This window comes from Enterococcus saccharolyticus subsp. saccharolyticus (genome assembly GCF_029023825.1).
Classification (GTDB): Bacteria; Bacillota; Bacilli; order Lactobacillales; family Enterococcaceae; genus Enterococcus_F; species Enterococcus_F saccharolyticus.
Window position 1 is genome coordinate 2,517,670 of the sequence record NZ_CP118957.1, and the last position, 17,148, is coordinate 2,534,817.

18 protein-coding genes are annotated in these 17,148 nt (G+C 36.8%); 3 read left to right on the plus strand and 15 right to left on the minus strand.

Annotated elements, in window-relative coordinates:
- The first annotated feature begins 96 nt into the window (after positions 1 to 96).
- Genes PYW32_RS12755 through PYW32_RS12765 form a run of 3 tightly spaced genes read left to right on the plus strand, consistent with a single transcriptional unit; the run spans position 97 to position 2,084 of the window.
- Positions 97 to 519: a NusG domain II-containing protein gene (locus tag PYW32_RS12755; protein WP_016173893.1), complete on the plus strand. Its 423-nt coding sequence runs from the start codon at positions 97 to 99 to the stop codon at positions 517 to 519.
- 12 nt (positions 520 to 531) lie between these two features.
- Entirely contained in the window at positions 532 to 1,083 is a 552-nt protein-coding gene (locus tag PYW32_RS12760) for a Gx transporter family protein (protein WP_016173892.1), read from the plus strand.
- Positions 1,084 to 1,097: 14 nt separating this feature from the next.
- Positions 1,098 to 2,084, plus strand: coding sequence for a polyprenyl synthetase family protein (locus PYW32_RS12765; protein WP_016173891.1), 987 nt, complete (start codon positions 1,098 to 1,100; stop codon positions 2,082 to 2,084).
- A gap of 242 nt (positions 2,085 to 2,326) precedes the next feature.
- Here the strand turns inward: PYW32_RS12765 and PYW32_RS12770 are convergent, their stop codons facing one another.
- The 15 genes from PYW32_RS12770 to PYW32_RS12840 all read right to left on the minus strand — a co-directional run bounded on the left by PYW32_RS12770 (position 2,327) and on the right by PYW32_RS12840 (position 17,123).
- Positions 2,327 to 3,184: an aldo/keto reductase gene (locus tag PYW32_RS12770; protein WP_016173890.1), complete on the minus strand. Its 858-nt coding sequence runs from the start codon at positions 3,182 to 3,184 to the stop codon at positions 2,327 to 2,329.
- 24 nt (positions 3,185 to 3,208) lie between these two features.
- Complete coding sequence (locus PYW32_RS12775) at positions 3,209 to 3,493, minus strand: DUF2316 family protein (protein ID WP_016173889.1); 285 nt, start codon at positions 3,491 to 3,493, stop codon at positions 3,209 to 3,211.
- Positions 3,490 to 3,921, minus strand: coding sequence for a MarR family winged helix-turn-helix transcriptional regulator (locus PYW32_RS12780; RefSeq protein WP_016173888.1), 432 nt, complete (start codon positions 3,919 to 3,921; stop codon positions 3,490 to 3,492). The genes PYW32_RS12775 and PYW32_RS12780 overlap by 4 nt, the downstream gene beginning before the upstream one ends.
- A gap of 104 nt (positions 3,922 to 4,025) precedes the next feature.
- On the minus strand, positions 4,026 to 4,856 hold the full coding sequence (locus tag PYW32_RS12785; protein ID WP_016173887.1) for an energy-coupling factor transporter transmembrane component T family protein: 831 nt from the start codon (positions 4,854 to 4,856) through the stop codon (positions 4,026 to 4,028).
- Entirely contained in the window at positions 4,853 to 6,559 is a 1,707-nt protein-coding gene (locus PYW32_RS12790) for an ABC transporter ATP-binding protein (RefSeq protein ID WP_016173886.1), read from the minus strand. Before PYW32_RS12790 ends, PYW32_RS12785 begins: the two co-directional genes overlap by 4 nt.
- A gap of 106 nt (positions 6,560 to 6,665) precedes the next feature.
- Complete coding sequence (locus PYW32_RS12795) at positions 6,666 to 7,214, minus strand: ECF-type riboflavin transporter substrate-binding protein (protein WP_016173885.1); 549 nt, start codon at positions 7,212 to 7,214, stop codon at positions 6,666 to 6,668.
- Positions 7,215 to 7,216: 2 nt separating this feature from the next.
- Positions 7,217 to 8,080: an SAM hydrolase/SAM-dependent halogenase family protein gene (locus PYW32_RS12800; protein ID WP_016173884.1), complete on the minus strand. Its 864-nt coding sequence runs from the start codon at positions 8,078 to 8,080 to the stop codon at positions 7,217 to 7,219.
- Between the two features lie 138 nt (positions 8,081 to 8,218).
- Positions 8,219 to 9,562 carry a glutathione-disulfide reductase gene (gor, locus tag PYW32_RS12805; protein ID WP_016173883.1) on the minus strand — a complete coding sequence of 448 codons (1,344 nt, stop codon included), beginning with the start codon at positions 9,560 to 9,562 and terminating at the stop codon, positions 8,219 to 8,221.
- Positions 9,563 to 9,629: 67 nt separating this feature from the next.
- Complete coding sequence (locus tag PYW32_RS12810) at positions 9,630 to 10,082, minus strand: GNAT family N-acetyltransferase (RefSeq protein WP_016173882.1); 453 nt, start codon at positions 10,080 to 10,082, stop codon at positions 9,630 to 9,632.
- Between the two features lie 117 nt (positions 10,083 to 10,199).
- Entirely contained in the window at positions 10,200 to 11,438 is a 1,239-nt protein-coding gene (locus tag PYW32_RS12815; RefSeq protein WP_016173881.1) for a peptidase U32 family protein, read from the minus strand.
- A 12-nt stretch (positions 11,439 to 11,450) separates the two neighbouring features.
- Positions 11,451 to 12,371, minus strand: coding sequence for a peptidase U32 family protein (locus tag PYW32_RS12820; protein ID WP_016173880.1), 921 nt, complete (start codon positions 12,369 to 12,371; stop codon positions 11,451 to 11,453).
- 168 nt (positions 12,372 to 12,539) lie between these two features.
- A complete protein-coding gene (locus PYW32_RS12825) occupies positions 12,540 to 13,244 on the minus strand; it encodes an HAD family hydrolase (RefSeq protein ID WP_016173879.1) in 705 nt (234 codons plus the stop codon).
- A 133-nt stretch (positions 13,245 to 13,377) separates the two neighbouring features.
- Positions 13,378 to 16,242, minus strand: coding sequence for a DEAD/DEAH box helicase (locus PYW32_RS12830; RefSeq protein ID WP_016173878.1), 2,865 nt, complete (start codon positions 16,240 to 16,242; stop codon positions 13,378 to 13,380).
- A gap of 13 nt (positions 16,243 to 16,255) precedes the next feature.
- The gene (locus PYW32_RS12835) at positions 16,256 to 16,654 is read right to left on the minus strand and encodes a (deoxy)nucleoside triphosphate pyrophosphohydrolase (RefSeq protein WP_016173877.1); all 399 of its coding nucleotides are present in this window, start codon (positions 16,652 to 16,654) and stop codon (positions 16,256 to 16,258) included.
- Positions 16,655 to 16,721: 67 nt separating this feature from the next.
- Positions 16,722 to 17,123 (minus strand): NAD(P)-dependent oxidoreductase, encoded by a 402-nt coding sequence (locus PYW32_RS12840; RefSeq protein ID WP_016173876.1) that lies wholly within the window; start codon positions 17,121 to 17,123, stop codon positions 16,722 to 16,724.
- Between the last annotated feature and the right edge of the window lie 25 nt (positions 17,124 to 17,148).

The following is a 17,148-nucleotide window of genomic DNA, read 5'->3' on the forward strand; positions in this document are numbered from 1 at the left end:
GACTTCATCACGTTCCAGCCATTTTCAAAATGTTTATACAGAATTTTTAGTTTATGCTAGAATAAAAAAAGAAATCAGCAAAAGGAGGACCCTCTCGTGAATATCAAAGAATTTATCAAAAATAGTCGCTTAAAACCATGGGATGGTGTCATCGTTTTGGTCTTGATTATGAGTTCTTTTTTACCCATTATTATTTTTTCCATGCAACAAACCGCCGAAACTGCTGTTGTTGAAAAACAAGCAATCTTGCGTGTTGACGGGGAAGAAATCAAAACTTTCAATTTAATTGAAGGACAAGCAACCTATACTTACTTATACGAAGATGACGATGGCGATTTTAATTTAATTGAAATTCAAGGAGATCGCATTCGTATCAAAGAAGCCGATTGTGGCGATCAAATTTGTGTCCGCCGCGGTTGGGCATCAAAAAATGGCGAGACCATCGTGTGCCTTCCACATAAACTTGTCATTGAAATCCAAACCGCAGATGGGAGTGACATGGACGATTTAATTTATTAATCGTCCCACACTATGAGCCGATTACGAAAAATTATTTTTATTGCGTTACTAGTTGCCCAAGGTGTCATCATTGGTCTGATTGAAAATATGATTCCTTATCCCTTTGCCTTTGCTCCGGGTGCTAAATTAGGGTTAGCTAATTTAATCACGATTATCGCTTTATTCACCATGCCTAAAAGAGAAAGCTTTATGCTGATTTGGATGCGATTAATTCTAACCACATTATTAGGTGGAACGATTTCGACTTTCTTATATAGCATGAGTGGTGCGTTATTAAGCTACGGTGGCATGCTACTAGTGAAACAACTTGGTCCAAAACGTGTCAGCATTATCGGTATCAGTGCAACGGGTGGTTTTATGCATAATGTCGGACAATTGGTCACCGCTTCATGGATTGCTCAATCTTGGACGGTAATGCTCTATTTACCGATACTCTCTTTTCTAGGTATCTTATCAGGAATTGCGATCGGTATCTCAGCCAATTATCTATTGCAACGGGTCGATACCTTGCGGCGCTTTCAAACGGAATATGAAGAACAAACACACGTCTCATGGAAAACGTAACAAAGGAGATTTTTATGAAAATTCATCCAATGTGGCAGGCGTATCCACACTTACAACCAGAGTTGACTCAAACGTTGACCCTGATGGAAAACGCCATCCAATTAAAAAACAAACCAGTTCAACAAGCCATTTTAGAAATGATTCAAGCGGGTGGAAAACTTTTACGCCCCGCGTATCAATTGCTTTTTTCACAATTTGGTTCAGAACAAGACCGACAAAAAGCTGTCGCACTCGCAGCTGCAATTGAAATGCTCCACACAGCAACGTTAATTCATGACGATATTGTCGACGATGCCAATGTTCGGCGGAATTTACCCACTGTACGTGCCACTTTCGATAATGCCACTGCTGTCTATGCTGGCGATTACCTTTTTGTCAGCTGTTTTAAATTAATGGCTGATTATGCTGGATCAATGAAAAGTCTGCAACTCAATTCACGCAGTATGGAAAAAATTCTTTCTGGTGAATTAGGGCAAATGGACAATCATTACAACTTAGACATGACCGTCACAGATTACTTAGAAAATATTTCTGGAAAGACTGCTGAATTATTCGCTTTAAGCTGTTTTATCGGCGCATTAGAAAGTGGAACAACCACGCATTTTGCCAAAAAAGCGGGTGAAATCGGGCAGCAAATTGGGATGGCTTTTCAAATTATTGACGATATTTTGGACTACACGCAAACTGCTGATACGATTGGCAAACCAGTCCTTGAAGATGTTCGCCAAGGAATTTATTCTTTGCCTTTGTTGTATGCCTTACAAAAAAATCGGGCAGTCTTCATCCCTTTATTGGAAAAAAAAGCAGCGATGACCCCAGCGGACACACAACAAGTCCATCGACTGGTTCATAAATTAGGTGGTGTCCAACAAGCACAAGCATTAGCTACTGATTACACCCAAAAGGCACTTAAAGGGATTCAAAAATTGCCAACCAATACATTACAAACCAAAGAAACCTTACTTGCAATCACTGAAAGTATTTTGACAAGAGAAAATTAAAAAGAGTCTCAGCAGATGGATTGCTGAGACTCTTTTTTCTATTGCCAATAAGGATTATATAGCCCGATTAAATAATGTAAAATAACATAGACATACCACAAAAACCCAATCAATATCAGAACTTTACTAAGAATTAGTTTACTCTTTATGTCTGCTAAAAAAACACCAATAGAAACAAATAAGGTTGGTAACATAAAGTTTGATAGTACTTCAATAAAGACACTTATACGACAGTTTTTTGCTTAATTTGGAAAACTACGTCCTGAAATGGCTGCTACAGGCACTGTTTGTTCGATACGCTCCACTTCTTCATGTGTTAGGACAATCTCACGAGCTAAGATGGATGCATTAAATTGAGATAGTTTGCTGACACCGATAATGGGAATGATATCCTTTCCTTTGGTCAATGACCAGGCGTAGATTAGTTGCGCTAACGATACATTTTTTTCCGCAGCAATGACGCGCAATTGTTCAACGAGCAGAATATTTTTTTCAATATGCCCTTTTTGAAAAATTTCGATATATGACGCATTGCGTGCCATTTCGCCGGTTGCTACACGTTCTTTGGTCCATGCACCACTCAACAATCCATAGGCTAAAATACTAAAAGCAACCACATCAATCCCTAATTCTCTTGCAGTTGGTAAAATCGTTTGCTCCATCGAACGATTAAATAAAGAATATTCCATTTCAACCGATGCAATAGGATGAACATCTTTCGCACAACGTAACGTCTCTGCATCCACTTGGCTCAATTCTTGCTGGCTGATACAATCAATATAATCTGTCTTTAAGCGTTTTAGTGAATGCGCCAAATAATTTTTGACTCGACTTGGATGAACATCTAACCCATACATATTTCCTTTAGGTGACATTAACATCCCGAACTTATCAGAAATATAAACTTTTTCACGATTGTAACCTGTCAACGCTTCCACAATGCCCAACTCACTTTCGCCACTACCATAAAAATCTGCCGTATTTAAAAAAGTAATTTCTTGTGCTAATGCGGCTTGAATAATCGCCTTACTTTCCTTCGCTGCTTGTTCATTTGCAACGGAAATACTCCCACAACCTAAACCAAAACCTGTATATTGCATCAGTTATTCCTCTTTTCAATTATTTTAGTGAGATGACCAATTTTTTTCATAAGTGTAATAATAATTTGTTTGCAGAACTGAAAACGGATAGAACGTTTTTCCTTGTTCATAGATTTTTTCTTCTAGGTAATCACGTAATTTCCAAACATTTGTCGGATTATAGTGGGGTACCACTTCTAATGCATTTTTTAAATCTAATGAACTAAAACCTAAATCTCTTTTGATTTCTTCTGATGATTGATTCAATTCTTCAAAGTTCTTCGCCATTTCTAATCTAGTTTGCGCTAATTGTCGTTGATTTAAACTCATCGTTCCTCACCTTTCTTGATATTTTGCAACGCCATTGTCAATAAGCGTTGAAACTCGTTTTTTTCGGCAGTAGAAAAGTCTTGTATCAACAGGTCTTGTGCTTGTTGATAGCATGCAATTGCCTTTTGATAGCTGTCGTCTCCTTTTTCAGTCATTTGCACATTTTTAGCGCGTTTGTCTGAACTATCTGCACATGTTACTACAAACCCCTTTTCTTCCAAACGTTTAATAATTCCAGCGACCGTCTGTTGCGTTAATGAAAAATAATGTTCCATTTCTTTTAACGATACTTCGCCTTGTTCATGAATATAAATGAGCAATCGAAACTGCGAAAAAGTTAAACCAAATTGTTTTAATTTCTCATTTGCTCGTTTTTCCTTGGCATCATACAGTTGTTTAATCAACATACCAATATCATGTTCATTCAATGTTCTTCCTCCTCACTTAACAGCTCGCTGTCATTTTGCATCTTTAACAGCATGCTGTTAATCTATACGCAAAAAAAGTTAGCCCACATCATGAGGCTAACTTTTTATTGGAATGGATTATAAAATCGACCGCCATTGAGATGAAACAACAGCAATGTCATCCCAAATAAACTTAATCCTAAGACAATGACTAGGTAATCACTTGCTTTAAACGGTTCCGCAACATACCATGTCCGCTTTTTCTTTTGTCCAAAGCGACGCAATTCCATCGCTGTACTAATTGTTTCAATTCGATCCAAACTAGAAAAAATTAATGGTAAAAGAATCTGTGACATTCCCTTAATACGCTGTGAAATTTTGCCTTTTTTCGACATTTCCAGTCCACGTGCTTGTTGTGCTTGAGAGATACTAAAAAAGTCTTCTTGAATATCTGGAATATAACGGAGTGCCAACGCGACTGCATAACTAATTTTATAGCTAACTCCTAATTTACTTAGACTTGATGCAAAACTACTTGGGTTGGTGGTTAACAAAAAAGTCAAAGCTAAAGGAATGGTACTGAAATATTTTAGCGCCACATTCCCTAGGTAAAAACATTCCTCTTGTGTCAAGGTAAATCGCCCCCAACCTTCCCAAATAACATGACGAGTACCATAGAGAGAAACACCATATTCTGGTTCAAACAAATAAATTGCTAGAATATTTAGCACAGAGAAAAACAAAATAAATTTCACCACAAACGAAATTTGATGCCACTGAATATTGCCCAGTTTAAATAACAGCATCGAAGCAATACCCACAAATGCTAGAAAGCGGGTATCATACGTTGTCATTGTCGCAATAGTCACCAGCAACAAAAAAAGTAATTTCGCTGTGGCATTTAAACGATGTAAAAAAGTATTCCCAGGATGATACCCTAATGTTTGTTGATTCATCGCTTGCGCACCTCTCGATCATATTGAATAAATTTGCGGGTAAACGCGACTGGGTCCGCTAAATGAAGCTGTTTCGCAAACGTGAACAGACTGGTCTCTTTTAACGAAGCTTCTTGCACCAATTCTGGATTCGTCAATAGTTGAATAGGTGTCGTATCCGCCAATATTTGCCCATCTTTAATCACTAATGCACGATCGCTATATTCTAACATTAAGTGCATATCATGAGTAATCATGACAATTGTTTTACCTAGGTGATTCAACTCTTCAATAAACGCCATCATTTCAGTATAATTACGGAAATCTTGCCCTGCAGTTGGTTCATCTAGCACTAACATTTCTGGTTCCAAAACCAATATGGAAGCAATAGTGACCCGTTTTTTCTGTCCGTAACTTAATGCCGCAATCGGCCATTTACGAAATGGATACAATCCACAAACTTTTAACACTTGAAAGACGCGGTTTTCAACTTCTGCTTCCTCAATCCCACGCAAACGTAAACCTAAGGCAACCTCATCAAAAATCATTTTTTGCGAAATCATTTGATTTGGATTTTGCATGACATAACCAATTTTATCCGCACGTTCTTTGATTGTATCTTGACTGACATCTTTTCCTTGCCAGTGCATCGTACCATCTGGGCGAATAAAACCGCATAATGCTTTGAATAACGTTGATTTTCCCGCACCATTTTTACCAACAATACTTAGGCGTTCCCCTTGGTAAAGCGTAGTAGATACATGCTTTAAAACAGGTTCATCTTGGGGACGATAACGGTAAGTAATATTGGCTAATTCCAACAAAGCGGTTTTTTGAGTAGGTATTTCTAAATCAAATAAGGCACTTTGCCATTTGGTCATTTTCTCAGCTAACTGTTCACCAGTAAGTTGTTTGACATCAGCTAAATGGTGCACTGTTTGTAAATCAACTTGTGCATATTTTAACGCTGTCACATAGAGCGGTTCACGAATACCATTTTCTGCTAAAATTGCCGTTTTTAACAACGCATCTGGTTTCTGATCGGCGACAATTTGCCCGTCATTAAAAACAATAATCCGATCTACAGGTTTGGCAAGAGCATCTTCTAATCGATGTTCAATAATCACCACGGTCGCTTGCGTTTGCTGATGCAAAGTATCAATTAATTCAATCGCGTCTTGCCCTGCTGCTGGATCTAAATTCGCTAAAGGCTCATCAAATAATAATAACGGAGCATCATTAATCATGACACCTGCCATCGATACCCGTTGTTTTTGTCCACCAGATAAGTCTTGGGGACGTTTATCTAAATGATTGGCAATATCAACTAATTCAGACCATTGCGCAACTTTTTCACGCATTTTTGCTTGTTCGATACCATCATTTTCCAAAACAAAGGCCATATCTTCCGCAACAGTCAAACCGATAAACTGTCCGTCTGTATCTTGCAATACGGTTCCTGTGGTGAAAGACAAATCAAATAACGAGGTTTCCTGCAAATTTTTGCCTGCAATCCACGCCTCGCCAGTTATCTCTCCTGTATATTGATTTGGAATTAACCCATTTAAACAATGGGCAAACGTCGATTTTCCACTCCCAGATGGGCCAACAATCAACACTTTTTCGCCTTGTTGAATCGTCAGATTAATCTGCTTTAACGTTGGTTCTGATTGACTGTTGTATTGAAATGAAAAATCTTTAAATACAATCATTGGTTCTGTCATTGTTTTCTCCTCAGTAATTATTCTTCCCCAATCTTACCAAAATTTTGCCAGAAATGATATTGTCGCAAAAAAAGAAGGAAAATATAACATCTTCCTTCTTTCCAGTTTAATCTTTTTTTAGACTGCCTTTTTTCGTTTGTGTCGAAGCATAAGCTTTGATCAGTAAAGTACCAATCACACCAATGGCAATCGAATTAGCTGTAGCTGAAATTAAGCCTTGGAAATAAACCTTGTTTGCTGGTTCGCTGTAAATTAATACATCTAATGTTGGAGCAATAAAGCCCCAAACAATAGCATTACCAACAATTTGAACCACATTAAAACGAATCATTTCTTTTGTAGAAAATTCTCCACTAGTTAAATCAATCTTGCGTGCGGCAAATCCTAAGATCCAACCGACAATCCCTGAACAAATAATCCATGACCACCACGGACTGCCGTATGTTAAATCTTTTAATGTATGACCAATAAAACCAATCAATGCAGCCGGTAATGGACCAAATAAAGCTGCCATTAAAGCTAAAAATGGATATGTGGTTTCAATATTTGTATTCGGTACACCTGTAGGAATCGAAGCAAAACGACCCAAAATAACAAATACTGCCGAGCCAATCCCAATGGCAACGATGGTCTTCACTGAAAAATCTTTTTTCATTTTTACACTTCCTCAAAAATTATTTTTGGTGCTTTTCGTAGTTGAATTTGCCATTGCGTGCCTGTACCAATATGATATAAGTCCGAAAAAGAATCCTGATTGACCGCAACGCCAATATTCACTAACGAATTAACATAAACTAAAGGTTCTCCTACTTGAACATCCGCAAATGAACGGGCAAATTGAAGAATATTTTGGTAAATCTTTTTGCCATTATGGAAAATTGTTACTTGTAATGAATCACCATGCACAATGCCTTCCTCTTGTAAAAAAGCTAAGGGAATATTGGTCCAAAGTGAACCAAAACGAACGTCAAGCACATCAATGCTTCCAGTTAAAATGTGTTGGTTATTCGTAGCCTCCACTAATGGAAGTGTGGTAATTTCTTCGCTTGGCAGAACCTCACCTAAGGCAGAAAATGAAATTTCACCACTCGCTAAGCGTGCGCCATTATACGCATAAATATCTCGGCCGTGAAATGTATGGCTTTCTTCTGAATGAGGTAAACGACTTTCTACCTCATTAATTATACGTACTTCTTTCAACCCTTCATAATGCTGAACATGTGTCAAAGAACCATTGTCTGGTGTAATAATAATATGTCCCGAGTTTGTTTCACAAGCAATACTTCGACGATCACTCCCCACTCCCGGATCGACCACGGACACAAAGACCGTCCCTTTCGGCCAGTATTTCACCGTTTGATACAAACGATAAGACGCTACCCAAATATCGTATGGTGGAATATCATGCGTCAAATCTTGCACCACTACCTCTGAACTAACCATATGTGCAACACCATGCATCGCACTCACCGCACCATCACTTAAACCAAAATCCGTCTGCAAAACTAAATATTTTCCCATCTAACCCCTCCTTATCAACAAAGAACCTTGCCATCATCCTACAATTTTCCCACGTACAGGTCAACCAATCCTCATCGTTTCTTGAAAAAAAGGCAGAAAATGTTCGTAAAAAAAGTCTGGTCGCAACCAGACTTTTCCTTAACGCATTGTTACAAATTCTTCTGCACCAGTTGGGTGAATCGCTACTGTGTTATCAAAATCAGCTTTGGTTGCGCCCATTTTAATTGCCACAGCAAAGCCTTGAAGCATCTCGTCGACACCCACACCAATACCATGCAATCCAACGATTTTTTCTTCTTTCCCAACACAGACCAACTTCATTTCACATTTTTGGCGATATTCGTTTAAAGCAAAATACATTGGGGTAAAACGAGAACGGTAGACTTTGACTTCTTCACCATATTTTTCTACTGCTTCTTCTTCCGTTAAACCAATCGTCGCAATCGGTGGGTGTGTGAAGACAACGGTTGGTACTAAGTTATAATCCAAGTACAAATCCGTTTGTCCATTAAACAAACGTTCCGATAAACGGCGACCTGCGGCAATAGCAACAGGCGTTAGATCAATTTTCCCAATCACATCGCCTACTGCATAAATACCTTGAGCAGTAGTGTTTTGGAATTTATCCACGTGGATAAATCCACGTTCGTCTAATTGGACATCTGTATTTTCTAAGCCCAAGTTATCCACACTTGGTTTACGTCCCCCAGCAAATAATACACAATCACCCGTTAACGACTGACCGTTTTCAAACGTAACAGTATATTCTTCACCATTTTTTTCAATTTTTGCTGGAACCGAATTAGCATAAATCGCCATTTCTTGTTCTTGATAAATTTCTACTAGATTGTCTGCTAACATTTTATCGAAATGACGTAATGGACGTTCTTTACGGAAAGCCCATGAGACTTTACTCCCCAAACCGTTCATAACACCTGCAATTTCGGCTGCAATATAACCTGCTCCCAAAACAATTAAATGGTTGGGTGCTTTTGTTAACTCAAAAAAACCATTAGAATCAATCGCATATTCTCCCCCAGGAACATCCAAGGCACTCGGTTGTCCTCCCACGGCAATTAAGATATTTGACGCGGTAAATTTCTCTCCATTTACCTCGATAGTCGAGTTATCCACAAGCTGTGCATAACCTTTAACTACCTTGATATTATTACTATCTAGTCCCCTTTGGTATGCCCCATGTAAGAACTTAATATACTTTTCTCGGTTATCCACAAGTTCACTGAAATCAAAGTTATCCACATGTGGATAAATCCCATAACCCTTTGCATCACGCTTAATGGTTTCATAAATTTCACTTGCTTGCCACATAACTTTCTTAGGTACACACCCGACGTTTACACAGGTACCACCTAGTTCATTACCTTCTATTAATAAGACTTTTGCACCGTACATTCCTGCACGATTTGCCGAGGCAATTCCGCCACTACCTCCACCGATAACAATATAATCAAATGTTTCCACACGATTTCCTCCAATCATTCTACTTTCTTCTTCACGCTATCATTAGCCTGCTAATCCGTCAAGAATTTCAGATGTCTTGCGATAAGCGTACCATATCTTTTAAAACCAACCCATTTTCAATGATTGGCTCTGCGTAATGACGCACAAAAAAATCACGATCAATAGATGTCATTCGAAACCCACATTTTTGATACAAATATAACTGCGTCATACCTGTACTGCCTGTGCCTATTTCTACCGTTCGATAGTGACTTCTTTTAGCTTCATTCAAGATATAATTCAGTAATTCCTGCGCAATTCCTTGACCTCGGTAATCCTCATGTACAGCTAGATTAACAATTTCCACTGTTTCTGGACGTGTGGGGATAATGGCTATGACACCAACGATTTTTCCAGTAATGGTTGCTTCCCATAACGTTCCTCTGTCTAGGTATTCCTCTACTAAGTCCTTTGATGGATCGGCCTCCAGTAACAGTTCTAGATGTGCTGGAGTTACGTAATGAACTTCTGTTATCTCCATTTGTTTTTCCTAACCCCCTTACAGAAAGCATATTTTTGTTCTTTCTCTATTTTCTGTATCATACAATAAAAACAAAAAAGCTAAAACAGATTGGTTTTCTCTGTTTTAGCTTTACATTTATTTGCGTTTACGAATCATATCTCCGGGTTGCACAGGTTGTACAACGGGCATCGTTAGCAACATCATCGGGTTTGGTGCACGATCAATAGACTGGTCTTCTTCATCGTACATCTCTGTAACGACTTGCTCAAAATGATGGAATCCTGGACCATAAAACTCAATTTCATCACCCAATTCAAATAAATTACGTTGGCGAATCGTTGCCATTTTGGTTATTTCATCATAACTTAACACTTCACCGACAAATTTGTATTCGGGAATTTTGCGTCGTTCACCAAATAGTTGTTCATTTTCAGAAGGCGTATTGTAATAAAAGCCTGTTGCTAATTCACGCTGAGCAACTTTCCACAACTCATCAATCCATTCTTGTTTGCAGACATAATTTTCAGGGTCTGCCATATAACTATCTACTGCTGCTTTATAGACATTCGCTACCGTAGATACGTAATGAATGGATTTCATACGTCCTTCAATTTTAAAACTATCGACACCGTTTTGAATCAAATCAGGAATATGCTCAATCATCGACATGTCTACGGCACTCATGGAAAATTCTTCTGTCGTGCCATTTTTAGTTAAACTATGACGTTCGCCACCAAATGGCAAGTCGTATAAATCATATTTCCAACGACAAGACTGACAACATCCTCCTCGATTGGCGTCACGCATGGCCATATGATTGGATAACGTACAACGTCCAGAGTATGAAATACACATCGCACCATGAATAAATGCCTCAATTTCAACATCTGTATTTTTGCGAATTTCGGCTACTTCGGCCATTGATACTTCACGTGCAAGAACCACACGCTCCAAGCCCTCTTCTTTCCAAAATTCAAGCGTTTCGTAGTTCGTTGCAGAAGCTTGCGTCGATAAATGGATCGGCAATCCCGGTGCTTCTGTCGCGCAAATTTCAATTAATGCTGGATCAGAGACAATCACGGCTGAAATTCCTACATCACGCAATTCACGGAAAAATTCTCCTGCACCTGCTTGATTTTGTTCATGCGTGACCATATTGGCTGCAACATACACTTTTGCATCATGTGCTTTCGCAAATGCTACACCTTCTGCCATCTGTTCATAAGTGAAATTCCCTGCACGGCTACGAAGTCCATAAGCATTCCCGCCAATATATACCGCATCTGCGCCGTAACGAATGGCTGTTTTTAATTTTTCTAAAGTCCCAGCTGGAGCTAAGACTTCTGGGCGTTTTAACGCTTGTTTTACCGTCATATTGTTTGCTCCTTATTTAATTTTACTTGGTTCAATATAATAAAAACCGGTATCTAATTCACGATTTTCTGGATGTAAAGTTTGTACTTTTTTGTACAAGTCTTCTGCTAAAGCTTCCGTCCATTCATTCGCTAACACCGCTTGACGTGCTTGATGAAACAAACGCGCAATTTCAACAAAGTGCTGACCACTACTAAAGACCCCATCAAGCTTCCAAGTTTGGTAACCAATGTCGTTTAAATCATCCAATTCTTTGATTAAACAAACATCATTACTAGCAAAAATATGTGTGCCATGACTATCTTCGTAAATCGAATAATGCGTATGGTCTTTTTTGGGTTCAGATAAAAATAAGCCTCGCGCTTTGCTTTTGTCTTCTGTCTGTTGCGTAAAATTATAGTAATTTTGCAACAGCGGACGTTTTGATTGATGGATACACGTTGCGCCATAGACCAAAACTTCTACAGGAACTTCCACAGTTTCAACCAAATTTTTCATTTCATCAATAGGGACTTCACGCGCTAATACAGCACCACTTGCGCCACGTTTTGCCCAAAAATTAATTTGACGCGCACTGGTAACTAGCGTTTCCCCATCATAAACAAAGGATAATTGCCATTCAGGGTGTTTGTTAAGAACATAGATAACACCTACGTCCCCAACAGAAATTTTGTCGACATTCAGTTCGTTTAAAAAAGCTAAATATTCAGGAATCAACTTCATTTTTTCAGGATGCATCAGCCCATTAACAGCGACCATCGCTTGTTTGCCAGCTTGATGCGCAAGTTTGACTAATTCTTTTTGTTCTTCTCTTGAAAAAGAATGTGGCAAACGTAGCCCAAATAATTCTTCTCCAAAGAAAATCGTATCAACGATTGGCAATAATTCTTTTGCTTGTTCTATTGATTCAACAGTAGCGATTAATTCAATCATTTCGTTATCCTCCTTGCAACTAATTCATATTATCACAAGCAGAATAATTTTCCAACATATATTGTGTTGAAATTCACTAGATTTATGCACAAATCGTGAATAATGTAACTTGTTGCCATTCGATAAAAAAAGTATTTCCAATCATTTGCTGATTAGAAATACTTAGCATTAGTTCAAAAATATTTTTTTAATGAGTGGTGTGGCGAGTTGCTTTTCTTCTAATAAATAATCTTGCCTAGGTGTCATCTCCGTTGCAGGATGCTGCCTGCGATTCAACCAAATGGCTTGCCATCCCGCATCTTTCGCGCCAACAATATCATTGGCATACGAATCGCCGATATACGTTGTTTCTTCGGGAACTAACGACATCACTTGCTCCACATGACGGAATAGTCGTACATCCGGTTTAGCAATTCCGACTTGAGAAGAAATAAAAATTTGATTTTCAGGAATCCACTTCATTAAGCCCAATTGATGCACTTTTTTCCATTGATGTGCGGTTGGTCCATTGGTAATGACGCCTGTTGGAATATTCTCTTCCTGACAAAATTGTAGTGCCTCTTTCATATCAACAGTTAGTTCAATGTCACCTTGAAAACGTGCATAATCCGCTTGAAAAGCCAATGCTTGCTGGTGAGAGAGTTCAATATCAAATTGATCACACGCCCGTTGAATGCGCAAAACCCGCATATCTTCCATCGCAATACCGCCACTTTCAGACAAATGAAAATACGCATCACTCACTTTTCGAAATTCCAAATACAATTTTTCCATTTTCTCTGCTGGAAAGACCAATTGTTCTTGAATCGCTCGTTCAAATGGAACCAATTGATCATATAACGTATCATCCACATCAAAAATTAATGCTCGCATAAGACTACTCCTTTCGTTGTTAGCAATCGGATCGTTGATTGCATTTTTTGGACTTTCTCTTGAATAATCACTTCTACAACTAACACTCAATTAATTGATGTATTTGATTGAGTATTTTTGTAGGGATATATCATTATTTATCTTCTTTTAAATAATGATACAATTTATTCTCTATCGTGGTTTTAAATTTTAATTTCAACTGAACAACGCTTAATTTTTTTCCATCATTAACTACTTTTTCTTCTTGTTTAATTGTATTAGATACAGGCTCTACTTGTCCTAAATAATAAAAATCTCTTCCTTCATCATCTGATTTTTGGACAAACATATAAAATTCCCAATCTTGATGACTTTGAAAAATTTTTACTTCTGGAGAATTAATTGTTCTAGGAGCTTTGGTAAAATATTTCATATTATCCTGATCCAATAATTCATCTTCATAAGCTAATAAAGCACCTTGGAAATTATCTCCCTTTTCTAAAGTCACAAAAATGACAAATTTTTTGTACTCTTCTTTATACGTGTAACCGCCAATATTTTGTTCAACCATCATTTCTTCCCAATTTAATAAACGCAAGACATCCCGTCGACGATATTTTTTATATAGAGTTAATGGATTTTGTGTATCATATTCTTGAGAACGAATTTCAGAAACTTTAATTAAATCTTCCAAAAGTTTCATAAAATAGCGATTTTTTTTCCCTTGTTTTAGTGTTTCGGACAAACAAATATTCTCCTGATTAACTGCAATTAATTCAGCGCCTTTATAATTTGTTCTAAAAGTTCCTGTATAAAATTCTAAAGATAACACCTTTAAAACAGATTTAATTGTCAGAAAATCATTTGATAAGTGATTTTTAAAAAATAATAATTGTAATTCATCATAAGTCAAACTTTCTTTTATTAATAATTCTTGTAATAAAACTATCTCTTGTTTTCTCATACCAGGTAAAATTTCTGTGGTAATAAAAGATAGAATTTTGCTTTCCTTTGATGTAATAATCTCTTCATTTTCCTTTAACTTGACTAAAAATTCATAATAATTCTTATATTTAGTAGCGATAATTCCCACATCAATCACACCGGATTGTTGAAAATCAAGTAAAGATGGTACCTTATTTATGCGATGTTTTAATTGATAGTAAGCTGCTTTTAATTCTTTCATTGAGTCTAAAGATGCTGCATTAATCGATTCAAAAATACGTTCTTTTGCAATCTTTTCAAAATTGACTACTGAAACTCCCGTAATATAATTTGTTTCAAACGTATCCTGTCTTAGATTATTTTTATTTCGTGTATTATCTCCTGAAAGCGCCATTGGAATCATATAGTTATTTTTATAATTGCCTATAAAATCAATCACAGTCACATATTCTTTTGAGCTATCTTTACGTAGACCTCTCCCTAATTGTTGAATAAATATAATACTTGATTGCGTATTCCGAAGCATTACTACTTGATTGACTTTAGGTATATCAATACCTTCATTGAAAATATCCACTGTAAAAATATATTGTAATTTTCCTTCTTCTAACAGGATAACTTGTTTTTCACGTTCTTCAATACTATGATCTCCTGTCAAATATGTTGAAGGAAATCCTCTTTCATTAAAACTTTGCGATAGTTTTTTTGCCTCTTCTTTTTGACTACAAAATACAAGCCCTTTAGGATTATTCTCATAACATCCATAATAGTGAATTTTTTCAATCAGAAAATTCACTCGCTCATGTGTAACTAAATCTTGTAAATCACTTGTTTCTGAAATTATCTCACCATTTCGTTCATAATCTGTTACTCCAAAATAATGAAATGGGCATAGCAACTCTTCTTCTAATGCTTCTTGCAAACGAATTTCATAAGCAACATTATAATCAAATAATTCGAAAATATTTAGACGCTCATCTTTTCCAGTACGCTCAGGAGTCGCAGTCATACCTAACAAAAATTCAGGTTCAAAATAATCTAGCACTTTTAAATAAGATTGAGCCCCCGCCTTATGAACTTCGTCTATTAGAATATAATCGAAACTATTTTTTAAGAATCCATGAAGATATTTTTCTTTAGAAATAGTTTGAATAGTGGCAAATAAATAGGTCGCATGGACGTCTTTTCTATTCCCAGATAAAATACCAAAATCTGTATCTTCTCCACCAATAATTTTCTTAAAATCTGCCATCGCTTTGTTTAATATTTGCTCACGATGAACAATAAAAAGCATTTTTTTAGGTTTAAATTGCAAAACGTCAAATGCCGCAAGAAAGGTTTTTCCTGTTCCAGTAGCAGAAATAATTAATCCTTTTTTTTCACCATTTGATCTTAATATTTTTAGATTATTTAAAGCAGCTGTTTGCATTTTATTAGGTACAATATACGGAAGTGAATTATCCTCCACTACACTTTTTTCCAATGTTTTTCTCAAAATTGGTTGATAATTTTGACGATATTCGTTAATCCAGGCTTTCGTCAATGGCCTTGCTTCATTCCATGTCGTAGTTAAATCATTTTTTAGCTGATAAATAACATCTCCATGATCATAAGAAGTGAGGCGAATATTCCATTCATAGTTAATTTTTAATGCATTCATTGTTAGATTAGAACTACCAATAATAAAGGATTGATAACCTTTCTGTGTAAATAAATATCCTTTAGCATGGAATCCTTTTTTATCTGAAATCTTCACTTCAACATTGGGCAAATTTAATAAGTCTTCGAAAACTTCTGGTTTATTAAATGCCAAGAAAGTAGATGTTAAAATTTTTCCTTTGATTCCACGTTGATTTAAATCAGATAATTGCGTTTTCAGCGCACTCAAACCGCTTTGAGTTATAAATGCGATCGAGAAAAAGAAATCATCACATAGTTCCAGTTCGGCTTGTAATGTATTTAAAAAAAACTCTTTTCTATCTGGATTATTAATGATGATTTTGGGATCATATACAGAATTGGCAATATTTTTATCAATAAATCCTTTATATAAAGATCTTTCTAGTACATCCATATTTCGCCCCCCGTTACATTATTTGTTGAATTTTTTTTACAGCAGGAATATCCGCAGGCGCCCAATCTAAAGACGTCAACTTAGAAGGTTCTAACCATTTTATTGCAATATGTTCTGTCAATATTGGTGAGCCTTGCTTTAATTGACAAATAAACGTGGTTAATTGAACTGTTCCAAAGTCATAGTTGTGAGTTGTTGTTTCAAAGATTTCTTCTGCTACTTCAACCTGAATTAACAGTTCTTCTGACAGTTCTCTTTTTAACGCTTGTCTAGGAGTCTCTCCCGTTTCTATTTTTCCACCAGGAAATTCCCATAAATATGCTAAAGATTTTTCTTCACCACGTTGAGCACATAAAATTTTTCCCTCATTTATTAAAATAGCACCAACTACATTAATTTGTTTTTTTATCATTGCATAACGCATCCTTCAAAAGTATTTACAATTTCGTATTATTTCCATTCTACTAAACTTTCCTCAGTTACTCCACCAACCGAAACACTTTCTCTTTTTCGCCACGTAAATAGTACACAATATTCTCGGCAGAAATACGTTGCAGTTCTCGAATAGAGTTTGTTGTATAAAATGCTGCATGTGGGGTTACTAAGACATTGGTTCGTCCAACTAGGGGATGATTGACTAAATCTGGTGTTTCATCGGCTAAAACATCTAATGCAGCCCCTTTTAAGCTACCACTATCTAACGCCTCCACCAAATCTTCTTCAACGATACAAGCGCCACGCCCCATATTTAGAAAATAAGGTGTTTGTTGCATTTTTTGAAAATGTTTTTTAGCAAAAAAAGCAATATTGGTTGCATTTAGGTTCATATGATTGGTAATAATATCGGCTTTTGCAAAAATAACAAATCGGTAAAAACCCACCAAAACTACATTGCGATAGTTTCAG